The following is a 12275-nucleotide window of genomic DNA, read 5'->3' on the forward strand; positions in this document are numbered from 1 at the left end:
CAATTCCGACCCACCCAGGAAAAGTGGCCGGAATCGGCTCGGAACACCGGCCGAATTCCCCTCGGAATGGTGGCCGGATTCACGTCGGAACAGTGGCCGGTTTGGCCTCGGAATGGTGGCCGGATTGCGTCGGAATACGCACGCCTCGACCGGCAGGTCGGGCAGGATCTCCTTGCGGAAGAGCCCGGCCCAGGACCGGTCGAGGAGTTTTCTCCGCTTGGGTCCCAGGTACGCCCAAGGGTCGAAAAGAGAGCCTGTGCGTCGGTCCCGGACGTGGAACATGAATTCTCCTGTAAGCTAATGATATTTAAGGAGAATTGTCTCGCAAAGACCAACGGAAGTCAAGGGGGAAATGACGGATTCCTCAAGAAATTCACGCCATTGTCAAAGAGTGACTTTTTGCATGGGCGTCAACAATAAATCCATTCCCAAGCGAAAAGCTCACGCTCTCAATTTTTTCGCGAAAAGCTGGTGGGTCCATATTTGTCTGCGTCGGTGTTTGCTTTAACGCCAACCGCTTGCGGACCGTATCTGCAATTTCCTCCGCCGTTGGGTATTCTTTTGGCGGTGTTTGTGGCAGAACATTACCCTTTCCAACTTGCGATTTGGCAATTTCGTTGGTTGGAGAGCTTGGTTGCTCTGATGTTTTACGATATTCCTTTTGATATATTCTCTTAAAGAGAAGATAACTCCCACCCCCTACAATACTTCCAACCAAAGCCCCAATTAATATTGCTACGGTCAGGGTCATTTTGGGATATTCAACCCCATGAGAAGCATATAGACTTACTCCCCATCTTTTTACAGAGTCATGTGTCGCAACCCAGTATAACAACGCCAAAGCACATAATATGGTTAATGCTACGGCAAGCGGAACGTTTTGGTAACCGCTTAGTTGGAGTGCTACTTGGGACGCCGTAAAGGCAATTAACGGTATCTTTCGGATATTGTGGATCGGTTTCGTCTGTATGCCTCCGTTAAGCTATCCTCGCATATTATGCGTAGGTTACTTGATCGTTCTCTTAGTGCCAAGGTGATAATCGCGAAATAAAAAAACCCGCCCCGGTCCGTGATAGATGACCGGGGCGGGGCTGGAAGTAGTCAGCAGTTCGTCAGCACGTCGAGCTGCTTTCCTTCCGGATCGACGATTTCCACCTTCACGGGCAGCTTTCCATCCAGCGCATGGGTCGCGCAGGAGAGGCATGGGTCGTAGGCTCGGATCGCCATCTCCACCTTGTTGAGCGCCCCTTCGTCATAGACGCCGTTCCTGATCACCAATGAGGCCGCCTGCCGCACGGACATGTTGATCGCGGCGTTGTTGTTGGTGGTCGCCACGATGAGGTTGACGTTCGTGACGATCCCGTTGTCGTCGGTTTCGTAGTCGTGGATCAGCGTTCCTCTCGGCGCCTCCACGGAACCGACGCCGCGCGCGGCCCTCGGCGTGACCGGGACCCGCACTTCGGTGCTCGTGATTTCCGGGTCGTTCAAAAGCTCGATGATCCGTTCCGAGGCGTGGAGCAGCTCGATCAGCCGGGCCCAGTGGTAGAGGAGAGTGAGCTGGGCGGGCCTGCCGAAGGCGCTCCGGAACTCCTCGAACTCCTTCTGCGCGAGCGGCGTAGTGATCCCGTCGCAGACGTTGAGCCGGGCGAGCGTGTTCACCCGGTAGATCCCCGAGGGCGCCGCGAGATCCATGGAGAACTTCCCGGCTTTCTTCATGTAGGGAAACTTGAGGTACGTCCACGGCTCCACGTGCTCCACGATGTGGTCCGTGTACTGGCCGGAGGCGAAGTCCTCGTATTTCCCGTCGGCGGTCATCATCCGCAGGGCTCCGTCGTAGAGGTCAAGGGCGCCGTTCTTCCCCACCGTGCCCAGGAACCCCGTCTCGATGACGCCCAGCGTTTTCACCACTTCGAGGTATTTCGGGAAGATGTTCTTCTTCGCATAGTCCATCGTGAACTTGGCGAGCTCGTGGATCTCCTGCGCCATGGGTTTGATCGCGTCCCGCTCTTCGGCGGTGAGCGCCTTGCTGAACCCTCCCGGCACCGCCGTGACCGGATGGATCGATTTCCCCGAAACCTTATCCAGCATCCGGGCGCCGAGTGTCCGGCACCGGACGACCGTCTTCGCCACGTCGGGCACAGCCCCGGCGATCCCGATGACGTTCCGCACGGCGTAAGGGGCGTCCGGACCCATCACGAAGTCGGCCCCCGAGAGGAAGTAGAACTGGAGGATGTGTTCCTCGGTGAAGGCGATGAAGTTGCACAGCTCGCGCAGCTTCCTCCCCGCGGACGGGATCTCCGCCACGCCGAAGACGGCGTCGCACGCCTTCGCGCTCGCGAGGTGGTGGGACCAGGGGCACACGCCGCAGATGCTCGTCACGATCCGCGGCAGCTCCTCCACGGGCTTTCCGAGGAGGAACTTCTCGAACCCCCGAAGCTCGATCACGTTGACCTTGGTGTCCTTGACGTTCCCGGCGTCGTCAAGCTGGATGGTCACCTTGGCATGGCCTTCTATTCTCGTCACCGGCTGGATAACTATTTTTTGTGTCATCGCATACCTCCTTTACGGTCTTTTCGCCAGGGGCCGCAGCCGTCCCTGGGCGCCGATGTAGCGCTGGAAGGTTGCCGCCCGGTCCGGGATGGTTTTCGGATCGAGGCCGATGCTGGAAAGCGCCCCCATAATTTCGACGAGCGGATTCGCGTCCTTCCGGATCGGGCCGAAGCAGGCCCGGCACGGCATCCGCCCCTTGATGCACCGCGGCGTCTTCTCGGACCCGCCGCAGCCGGATCTCGTCACGGGGCCGAGGCACAGGTAGCCGAGCTCCATGAAGCAGCGGGACCCCTCGAGGGCCTGGCCTTCCGGGATGATCGATTCGAGCGGACGCTTCAGGGAGATATCCGCCTTCTCCTCCCGCTTCACCGGGCAGTCGTCGCACACGCTCCTCTCCGGCAGGGAGAACGCTTTACCCTCCAGCAGCGATACGAGCGCCTGCGCCACGATTTCCGGCGCCGTCGGGCAGCCGGGGAGGTAGACATCCACCTTCACGACCTCGTCCAGCGCGTAGACCCGGTCGGTCAGCGGCGGAATGTCCGTGGCCGGCGTGGGCGCGGGTGGCGTCGACTTCGACCCCCGGTACACCTTGTCGAGCAGCTCTTCGAGCTTGAACTGGTTCGCCAGGGCGGGGATCCCGCCGAAGCATGCGCAGCTTCCCAGGGCGATCAGTATCTTGCACTTCGCCCTCATTTCCTTCGCGAGCTCCCGGTTCTCCTCGTTCCGGATCCCGCCGGAGATGATGCCGACTTCCGCCTCGGGAATCTCCATCTTCGTGCCCTGCCCCGTCTGCCCGAAGATCTTGTGGTCCATGAGAACCGGCATGTGGACGAACTGAAGCTTCGGGAGAAGGTCCAGCAACGGTTCCCCGATGTCGAGAACGGTCACCTCGCACCCCCCGCAGATCGAGAACCACTCCTCTGCGACTCTTACCATGGTTTACCTCCTTCGCCTGACGGTTGAATACATGTTCCTACGTTGCACTTTCCACCTTGACTTCGGTAGCCAGTTTGCGCGTGAAGACGTAGAACGCCCCCCCTTCCTGAAACGTCCTCGCGTCGTAGCCGTTGGACGCGTAGCTTTCCCGGGCGGCGCGCGCCTCGGACTCGTCCTTGTACTCCGCGCCGTCCCACATGTATTTCTTACCCTCGAATTTCCTGGCGATCTCCATGCGCGCTCCTGGGGCTATGTCCGGTACGGGCTCGGACCCAGCTTGCGGACCTCCTCGGTGAACTCCCGCATGACGGCGGCGAACTTTCCCCCTTCCGACGCGGAGACCCATTCCAGGCGGAACCTCTCGTTCTCGATCCCGAAGTCCTCCAGCATGAGGAAGATCCCATCCGCCCGCTTCTGCGCCGTAAGGTTCCCCTCCAGGTAATGGCAATCCCCGGGATGGCACCCGCACATGATCACCCCGTCCGCCCCCTTGGTGAGCGCGTTGATGACGAGGTTCGGATGGACCATGCCGGAGCACATCACGCGGATGATCCGGACGTTGGGCGGGTACTGCTGCCGCGACACGCCCGCCAGGTCCGCGCCGGCGTAGGAACACCAGTTGCAGGCGAGGACGATGATCAGGGGCTCGAATGTTTCGTCTTCCACCGTCGGCCTCTTTATCCGCCCGCCGCCTCGAGAGCCGCGGAAATCTGAGCTCCGATCTGCTCGAGCGTGAACCCGCGGACGTACACCCCCTTCTTCGGGCAGGTCGCCATGCAGGTCCCGCATCCCTTGCAGAGACTTTCGTTGATCTCGACGGTCTTCTTGACCGCCCCCTTGAACATGTACTCGAGGAGGGTGACCGCCTTGAACGGACAGGGGTCGACGCAGTAGGCGCATCCGTCGCAGTTCGCGTCGACCACGTGTGAGATGTTCGCCTCCAGGTCGAGGGCGTCCTTCGAGAGGATGACGGCCGCCTTCGCGCTCGCGGCGCCCGCCTGGACGATGCTTTCCTCGATCGTCTTCGGCGAGTGCGCCAGGCCGCACAGGTAGACCCCGTCGGTCGCGAAATCCACCGGCCGAAGTTTAAGGTGCGCTTCGAGGAAGAACCCGTCCTGGTTCAACGGGACCTTGAAGTGCTGCGCAAGGGCCTTGCTCTCTTCGTTCGGGATCGTTCCCGCCGACAGGATGACCAGGTCCGCGGGGATCTCGAGATCGAATCCCAAAACCGTGTCGCGGACGCCGACGTTCAGCCCCTTCCCGTTCGCGGCGACCTCCGGTTTGAGGTTTTCGTCGAACCGGACGAACGCGACGCCCTCCTGCCGTGCCTTCGTGTAGTACCCCTCCCGGAACCCGTATGTCCGGATGTCGCGGTACAGGACGTAGACGTTCGTTTCCGGCGAGAGCTCCTTGATCTTCAGGGCGTTCTTCACGGCTTCCGAGCAGCACATCCGCGAGCAGTAGGGGCGATCCTCGTTCCGCGATCCGACGCACTGGATCATGACGACCGTCTTCGGCGCGCCGCCTGTCCCCGCGAGGAACCGTTTCCCGTCCGCCGCCAGCCGCTCCTCCAGCTCCAGCTGCGTCAGGACCCGTTCGTCCTGCCCGTATAGGTATTCCTTCGGGAGGTATTCCTTCGCCCCCGTCGCGACGATCGCCACCCCGTGTTCGATCTCCCTATCTTCTCCGTTCGTCCGGACCTTCGTGCGGAAGTGCCCGATGGAGCCCTCCACCTTCACGATCCCGGCCTCCGTCAGCACGTCGATCTTGTCGCTCGCTTCCACCTTGCCGAGCAGGGAGGAAAGCTCCCGCCGCGGATCTTCGCCGTCGAGCAGGTAGCGCAGGCGCCGCAGGTTCCCGCCGAGCTCCTTCTCCTTTTCCAGGAGGTAGACGTCGTACCCCTGGCCCGCCAGGTCGAGCGCGGAGGTCATGCCGGAGACCCCGCCCCCGATGACGAGGGCGGCCTTCGTCACGCTCACGGACCCCTTCCGCAGCGGTGTAAGCAAAACCGCCTTCGCGTCCGCGATGCGCACCAGGTCCTTCGCCTTCGCCGTGGCTTTTTCCGGCTCGTGCATGTGCACCCAGGAGCACTGGTCCCGGATGTTCGCCATTTCGAAGAGATAGGGATTGAGCCCCGCCTCCCGGATCGTGTTCCGAAAGAGCGGTTCGTGCGTCCGGGGGGTGCAGGAGGCGACCAGGACGCGGTTCAGTTTGTGCTCCCGGATCTTCTCCTTGATCCGCTCCTGCGCGTCGTTGGAGCAGGTGTAGAGGTTGTTCTCCGCGTAGACCACCCCCGGGAGCGTCCGGGCGTATTCGACGACCCCCGGAACGTTGACCACCCCGGCGATGTTCGTTCCGCAGTGGCACACGAACACGCCGACCCGGGGCTCCTGCCCGGCCACATCCAGTTCCGGCGGATACTCCTTGGGAAGGATCAGGCTGCCCTTGACGTCGCTTAAGAGCGAAAGGACCTTCGACGCGGAGGCGCCCCCCTGCATGACCGTCTCCGGGATGTCCTTCGGCTCCGTGAACGGCCCCGCCACGAAAACCCCGTCCCGAGTCGACTCGATCGGCCGGAAGGCGGAGGTCCGGCAGAAGCGGTGGTCGTTCAATTCGAACCCGAATGTCGCGGCGAGCTCCTGCGCTTTTTTTGGCGGCTGCATGCCGACGGAGAGGACGACGAGGTCGTACTCCAAGGAAGCTTTCCGGTCGTCCTCGGCAAGGTAGTGGACCTTCAGGTTCCCCGTCTCCGGGATCTCCTCGACGGACGGGACCCGGCACCGGATGTAGCCCACGCCGTTCTTCTTCGCCGTCTCGTAGTAGGCCTCGAACCCTTTTCCGTATGCCCGGACGTCCATGAAGAAGATGTCGCAGTGCAGCGCTTCCTTCGAGTGCTCCTTCGCGATCACCGCTTCCTTGGTGGCGTACATGCAGCAGACGGAGGAGCAGTAGTCCCTCTCGTGGTCCCTCGACCCGACGCATTGCAGGAAAGCGATCCGTTTCGGATGGCTCCGGTCGGACGGCCGCAGCACTTCGCCGGAGAACGGCCCGGAGGCGGAGAGGATCCGCTCGAATTCGAGGGCCGTCAGTACATTACGGTACCGCCCGTACCCCAGGTCCTCCTTGACCTTCGGGTCGAAGAGCTCGAACCCCGGGGAAAGAACGACCGCGCCGACGTTCAGCTCTACGGTTTCGTCCTGCCGCTTGTAGTCGATCGCCTTGGCCTCGCACACCGCCTCGCAGATCCCGCACACGTCGTGGTTGAGGTGGAGGCAGGTCTCCTTGTCGATCACCGGTTTGTTCGGGACCGCCTGCGGGTAGAGGATGGAGACGGCGGGACGCCTGTCCAGGTTCAGGTTGTATTCGTTGTGGATCGGGACCGTATCCTTCCCGCTGGTGAGGGAAGACACTTTCTTCCCGACGGGGCAGATGAAATCGCACGCCCCGCACGTCCAGCAGATTCCGTTGTGCTTCCCGAAGGGCGACTCGAGCCGCTTCCTCGGGCCCCTCCCCGAAAAGCCGACAGCGCTCCGGCCCATCCGCTCCGCGCACATCCGGACGCAGAGCCCGCAATAGACGCAGTCGTCGTTTTTGCTCGCGATCCGCGGCTCCTTAACGCCGAGATCCGAGGCGATCCTCCGGATGACGTCCGACCCCGGACATCGGGCAAGGAGAAGCTCCGCGACGATCTTCCGGGCCCTGCGGACCCTCTCCGTATCGGTGAGGACGGAGATCCCGTCGATCGCGGGATAGGAGCAGGAAGCGTGGAGCGCGGGACCCCTGCCCGGCGCCTGGACTTCGACCACGCAGAGCCGGCAGGCGCCGTACGGCGTGAGCGCCTTGTGGTGGCACAGGGTCGGCACCTTGACCCCGATCTTCTCGACCGCGGAGAGAAGCTTCGTTCCCGCCTCGACCTCGACGCTCTGTCCGTTCACCGTGAGGCGGATCATGTTCCCTCCGGGCCCGGCGGTCCCGTGACCTTCATGACCGCCGACACTTTCGGGGGGCACACCTCAAGACAGACGCCGCACCTGGTGCACTTGGCGTGATCGATGACGTGGACGGTTTTCGTATCACCGGAAATCGCGTCGACGGGGCAGTTTTTCGCGCAAAGTCGGCACCCGTTGCACTTTTCGGGCTGGATGAAATACCGGATCAGGTTCCGGCAGACCAGCGCGGGGCATTTCCTGTCCCGTATGTGCGCTTCGTACTCCTCACGGAAATATTTCATAGTCGAGAGAACGGGGTTGGGAAGGGTGGCCCCGAGGCCGCACATGGAGGCGTTCTTGACGGCCAGGCAAAGCTCATCGAGAAATTCCAGGTCCCCCTCGCGGCCCTCGCCGTTGGCGATCCTCGTAAGGACTTCGAGCAGCGCGTCGCTTCCGTCCCGGCAGGAGACGCATTTCCCGCACGACTCGTCGTTGGTGAACTGGACGAAGAATTTCGCGACGTCGACCATGCAGGTGTCTTCGTCGATGACGATCATCCCGCCGGATCCCATCATCGAGCCGGACTTCGCCAGACTTTCGTAATCCACGGGGAGGTCGAGCATGCTCTCGGGAAGGCAGCCGCCCGAAGGGCCGCCGGTCTGGAGGGCTTTGAATTTCCGGTTTCCCTGGATTCCGCCGCCGATTTCGAACACGATCTCCCGCAGTGTGATCCCCATTGGGACCTCGATCAGCCCCGTGTTATTGATCGCGCCGACGAGAGAGAAGATCTTCGTTCCCTTGCTCGTCGGGGTGCCGATCCGAGAGAACCATTCCGCCCCCTCGCGGAGGATCGCGGGTACGGTCGCCAGGGATTCCACATTGTTGATGACGGTGGGGCATCCCCAGATCCCCGCCTGTGCGGGGAAAGGGGGGCGCTGTTTCGGTTCGGGGCTTTCCCCTTCGATCGAATGGATGAGGGAGCTTTCCTCTCCGCACACGAAGGCGCCGGAGCCCTCCCTGATCTCTATGTCGAAGCCGAAAGACGACCCCAGGATGTTCGCGCCGAGGAGTCCGTGTTCCCTGGCCTGTGAGAGGGCAGCCTGCGCGCTCCTTATGGCGAGCGGGTATTCCGTCCGGATGTAGAAATAGCCGTGGGAAGCGCCCACGGCGTAGGCGGCGATCGTCATCCCTTCGATGACCGCATGGGGATCCGATTCGAAGATGCTCCGGTCCATGTAGGCACCGGGGTCCCCTTCGTCGCAGTTGCCGATGAGGTACTTCGGCGCCTTTTCTTCAGCGCGGCAGATTTCCCACTTTTTCCCCGTCGGGAATCCCGCCCCCCCGCGCCCCCGCAAGCCGGACTTCTTGATTTCCTCGATCACTTCGTCCGGCGTCATCGTTCCCAGGGCCTTTTCCAGGGCCGCGTATCCGTCACGGGCGATGTACTCGTCGATCCTGTCCGGATCGATGATCCCCCGGTTCCGCAGCACGATCGCCTTCTGCTTTCGGAAGAACGGTATTTCGTCCCTTTCCGCCCCGATTCCGAGGGCGTACTCGCGCACCGGGGTCCCTCCCTGAAGGTGGTCCTTCAGTATCCGTAGCGCCTTCTCCGGCGTGACGTCTCCGTACAGGACGGCGGGCCCGCCCTTCGTTTCCACGGTCACCATGGGTTCCTTCGAACACATCCCGGCGCATCCGGAGGTGCAAAGCCCCATGTCGCCCAGGCCGTTCTTTCCCACTTCAGCACGAAAGGCCGAAAGCACTTCGCCCGCGCCCGCGGCGATCCCGCACGTCCCCATGTGGACGGTGATCTTCCCCCGGAGCGCGGCGTTCCTGCGGGAGATCTCCTCCCGCGCCGCTTCCCTCTTTTTTTCCAATCCGTTTCCGGAGAGTCCGGGCATGTCAACCGGCCTTGTACTTGTCCAGGATTTTCGGGATCTCTTTCCCCGTCAGCTTGCCGTATACCACGTTGTCGATCATGATCGCGGGCGCCAGGCCGCAACAGCCGATGCACCGGGCGGGCTTGAGCGTGAACCGCATGTCCCGCGTCGTCTCCCCGACCTTGACTTCGAGCCGGTCGCTGATTTTTTCCATCAGCCGCTCGCTTCCCTTCACGTAGCACGCCGTTCCCAGGCAGACGCTGATGAGGTGCTTCCCCCGCGGGACGGTGCTGAACGAGCCGTAGAAGGTCGCCACCTTGTAAATGTGGGAGAGCGGGTAGCCGGTCTCCCGCGCCACGTATTGCAGCACATCCTCCGGCAGGTAGTTGAACTCCGCGTTTATCTCCTGGAGGATCGGCATCAGCATGCCGTCCTTCCCCAGGTGTTTCGAGAGGATCGCCGCGGTCTTATCCCGGAATTTTTCCTCCGGCACGGGCGCCGACGGGGCCAGCGGCTGGACCTTGTTCCGCGCGGGGCAGTTGGCCACGCAGGTTCCGCAGCCGGTGCATTTCGACTCGTCGATGAAGCGGGTGCGTTTTTTCACCCGGACCGTGAAGTTCCCGGGCCCGCCCTCGATCTTCTCCACGTCCGACTGGGAAAGGATCTCGATGTCCTTGTGCCTGCCGATGGCGACCAGCCGCGGCGCCATCGTGCACATCGCGCAGTCGTTCGTCGGGAACGTCTTGTCGAGCTGCGACATCGCCCCGCCGATGGACGGCTTGGCGTCGACGAGATAGACCTTGATGCCGGAGTCCGCGAGCGCGAGCGCCGCCTCCATCCCGCCGATTCCGCCTCCCAGGACCATGGCGGAGCCGACTTTCCGGCGCGTTTCTCCCGAGTTCATGCCGCGCTTTTTTCCTCTCCCGGCGCATTCAGTGCGGCGGTCTTCTCCCGGACGGCCTGGAAGAAGAGCGCCAGGGGCCGGTAGATCATGTGGGACCATCGCCCGAACGGCATTTCGATCACAAGCATCGGGACGGCGATGGCCAGGTGAAGGGCGTACATGAAAAGCGTTGCCATTGCATAACCATGGGCTGCCGTCGAGAGGCCATCGGTTTCCATCCCGTGGGCCAGGTACCGCAATACATGCACCGAGATCCCGCTCAAAGCGGTCAGGAACAGGAGCAACGGAAGCACGTAGTCCGCAAAGTCGGATCTTTTATGAAGCGGCTCCTTCTTCTGGAGGTGTCCGATGAGAATGTCGCCGGCCCCATATAGGAGAGCGGCCGTTATGAGATACCCGAGCCACCGTTGGGGGTCGTAGACCGGGTATGGCAAGTCGGTCTGGAACCACCGCAGGGCGAACACAAGTATCAAGAGCATCAGCGTGCAGCCGGCGGCGAGCGTCAGGTGTTTCACCCGTCGGTTTTTCCGCTCAGGCTCCGGGCATTTTTTCATCCCCGGTTGCGCCGACAGGTGGAAGAAGAACATTTTCGCTTCGGAAAGCAGGAGGGGGAGCGGGATAGAAGCGCCCGCCTCTCGTCCTAATGTGAACCGGTACATGCGGTAGCCATGCGACAGCAGGATCAAGAACGGAACGAGGATCACGAAGAGAGTGAACCACGTGATCGTGCCGAACATGTGATCCAGTTTCATCGGCGTGGAGACGAGATCGCCGACGCTCAATCCCACCGCGTACACGTGGTAAAGGGCCGCCAGCAGGAGGACCAGGAACCCGGTGATGAGAAGGGACCCGGCAGCCCAGGCCTTCGAGCTGAACATCCTTCCGGAAAGGCCCGTCCAGTCATATTGCGCTATGAGGTAGCGGCGGAGCGTGGCCATCGAATCCCCCGGCTCGGCCTGCTGCGGGCATTTCGTCGAGCAGTCGCCGCAGTCGTGGCAGAGCCACGGCTCGAGGCCTTCGAGAACCATCTCCTTCAATCCGAGAAGCGCGAACTGGATCGGCCTGCGGGGGAAGGAAGCCGCATCGCTTGTCAGGTCGCAGGTTATCGTGCACGTGCCGCAGTTGAGGCACTTGACGGATTCGAATCGGCCATATTTACGGATTTCGGAAGGGAGAGAGGGGGTGACTTGCGTTTTTCGGAGAGAGGCGGATGGCACCAGCCGTGTTCCTCTCGTTCCCTTTAGTGTCAGACAGACAACGAGCCCAACGTGGAGCGAGTAGACGTCTTGCCCCGTTTTATTACGAAAACGGTTATAAGGCGGTTGGAGGCGAAATCCCCGCTTCCCCAAAAGCGGGAACCTGTGGAAATGTAATCCATGTTCTATTCCATGTCAAGAGAGATGGGGGCCGCCGTTTATTTTGTCGTATGGGACCCGCGGAAAGGCGCGGAAATAAAAAATCCGGTGAGGGAAATATGAATTCGTTCCCATGGATATGCCCAATAATGCGTTAAAAATATGGGGAAATACGCATCGGAACGGCCTGCATTACTCGATCCGGAGGAACCGTTTGATAATCGTACCCCGGCGGAAAGCTTCGTTGGGAATCACATTCAATTCAAAACACTATTTTTTTTCCAGATGTACCGGTAAAACATACTGGAAAGGGCGGTTTCGCACGGAAAAATAAAACGGTCGTAAATTCGGTTTTCCAAGATAATTTACCTCGAATCCGGTAAGGGTGGGGTTATTCAAGGGGATGCCGTCAAACCGGTCCGAGTCCGTCAATCCGTTCCGGGAGGGGATGAACGCCCCCTCCGGCGATTCTGTTGTGGATTGGATCTTTCGCGGGCTAATACTTTTTGGGTTGTTCGGCGTCGTCTACCTGAGCGTAACCTTCGATATCTTCCAGCCCCTGATGTACGGCATCCGAAAATATCATTGAACCCGTTTCTTCGTCCGCCCGAGCATCCTCATCTTCTATTCATACTTCGCTTTCTTTACCCTGTCCTGGATCTTCCCGTACGCCGCGATCACCCTTCGTTCGCGTTCCTGGCTGACCCGTTGACGGCTATTT

Annotated in this window: 9 protein-coding genes and 1 pseudogene; all 10 read right to left on the reverse strand. The window is 61.2% G+C overall.

Going from position 1 to position 12275, the window contains the following annotated elements; translation table 11 throughout:
• Positions 1–373: 373 nt before the first annotated feature.
• The 10 genes and pseudogenes from HY896_01130 to HY896_01175 all read right to left on the reverse strand — a co-directional run bounded on the left by HY896_01130 (position 374) and on the right by HY896_01175 (position 11416).
• Entirely contained in the window at positions 374–751 is a 378-nt protein-coding gene (locus HY896_01130; protein ID MBI5574947.1) for a hypothetical protein, read from the reverse strand.
• 350 nt (positions 752–1101) lie between these two features.
• Entirely contained in the window at positions 1102–2550 is a 1449-nt protein-coding gene (locus tag HY896_01135; protein ID MBI5574948.1) for a Ni/Fe hydrogenase subunit alpha, read from the reverse strand.
• A 12-nt stretch (positions 2551–2562) separates the two neighbouring features.
• The gene (locus HY896_01140) at positions 2563–3486 is read right to left on the reverse strand and encodes a methyl viologen-reducing hydrogenase (GenBank protein MBI5574949.1); all 924 of its coding nucleotides are present in this window, start codon (positions 3484–3486) and stop codon (positions 2563–2565) included.
• Between the two features lie 37 nt (positions 3487–3523).
• Complete coding sequence (locus HY896_01145; protein MBI5574950.1) at positions 3524–3721, reverse strand: hypothetical protein; 198 nt, start codon at positions 3719–3721, stop codon at positions 3524–3526.
• Between the two features lie 14 nt (positions 3722–3735).
• Positions 3736–4275: a hydrogenase iron-sulfur subunit gene (locus HY896_01150; protein MBI5574951.1), complete on the reverse strand. Its 540-nt coding sequence runs from the start codon at positions 4273–4275 to the stop codon at positions 3736–3738.
• Positions 4164–7436: an FAD-dependent oxidoreductase gene (locus tag HY896_01155; protein MBI5574952.1), complete on the reverse strand. Its 3273-nt coding sequence runs from the start codon at positions 7434–7436 to the stop codon at positions 4164–4166. Before HY896_01155 ends, HY896_01150 begins: the two co-directional genes overlap by 112 nt.
• Positions 7433–9214 carry an NADH-quinone oxidoreductase subunit NuoF gene (locus HY896_01160; protein ID MBI5574953.1) on the reverse strand — a complete coding sequence of 594 codons (1782 nt, stop codon included), beginning with the start codon at positions 9212–9214 and terminating at the stop codon, positions 7433–7435. The genes HY896_01155 and HY896_01160 overlap by 4 nt, the downstream gene beginning before the upstream one ends.
• Before the next feature lie 103 nt (positions 9215–9317).
• Positions 9318–9722 carry an NAD(P)H-dependent oxidoreductase subunit E gene (locus HY896_01165; GenBank protein MBI5574954.1) on the reverse strand — a complete coding sequence of 135 codons (405 nt, stop codon included), beginning with the start codon at positions 9720–9722 and terminating at the stop codon, positions 9318–9320.
• Positions 9723–9827: 105 nt separating this feature from the next.
• Positions 9828–10199: pseudogene (locus HY896_01170) on the reverse strand (CoB--CoM heterodisulfide reductase iron-sulfur subunit A family protein).
• Complete coding sequence (locus HY896_01175) at positions 10196–11416, reverse strand: 4Fe-4S dicluster domain-containing protein (protein MBI5574955.1); 1221 nt, start codon at positions 11414–11416, stop codon at positions 10196–10198. The pseudogene HY896_01170 and the gene HY896_01175 overlap by 4 nt, the downstream one beginning before the upstream one ends.
• Positions 11417–12275 lie beyond the last annotated feature (859 nt).

This window comes from Deltaproteobacteria bacterium (assembly GCA_016218975.1).
Lineage (GTDB): Bacteria > Desulfobacterota > Deferrimicrobia > Deferrimicrobiales > Deferrimicrobiaceae > JAENIX01.

What these genes read in the sequence shown, in the direction of transcription:
- HY896_01155 (MBI5574952.1), bottom strand. Translation starts at nt 7,436, where the DNA reads ATGATCCGCCTCACGGTGAACGGACAGAGCGTCGAGGTCGAGGCGGGA.
- HY896_01130 (MBI5574947.1), bottom strand. Translation starts at nt 751, where the DNA reads ATGACCCTGACCGTAGCAATATTAATTGGGGCTTTGGTTGGAAGTATT.
- HY896_01145 (MBI5574950.1), bottom strand. Translation starts at nt 3,721, where the DNA reads ATGGAGATCGCCAGGAAATTCGAGGGTAAGAAATACATGTGGGACGGC.
- HY896_01135 (MBI5574948.1), bottom strand. Translation starts at nt 2,550, where the DNA reads ATGACACAAAAAATAGTTATCCAGCCGGTGACGAGAATAGAAGGCCAT.
- HY896_01140 (MBI5574949.1), bottom strand. Translation starts at nt 3,486, where the DNA reads ATGGTAAGAGTCGCAGAGGAGTGGTTCTCGATCTGCGGGGGGTGCGAG.
- HY896_01160 (MBI5574953.1), bottom strand. Translation starts at nt 9,214, where the DNA reads ATGGGGACGTGCGGGATCGCCGCGGGCGCGGGCGAAGTGCTTTCGGCC.
- HY896_01165 (MBI5574954.1), bottom strand. Translation starts at nt 9,722, where the DNA reads ATGCTGATGCCGATCCTCCAGGAGATAAACGCGGAGTTCAACTACCTG.
- HY896_01150 (MBI5574951.1), bottom strand. Translation starts at nt 4,275, where the DNA reads ATGCGGGACCTGCATGGCGACCTGCCCGAAGAAGGGGGTGTACGTCCG.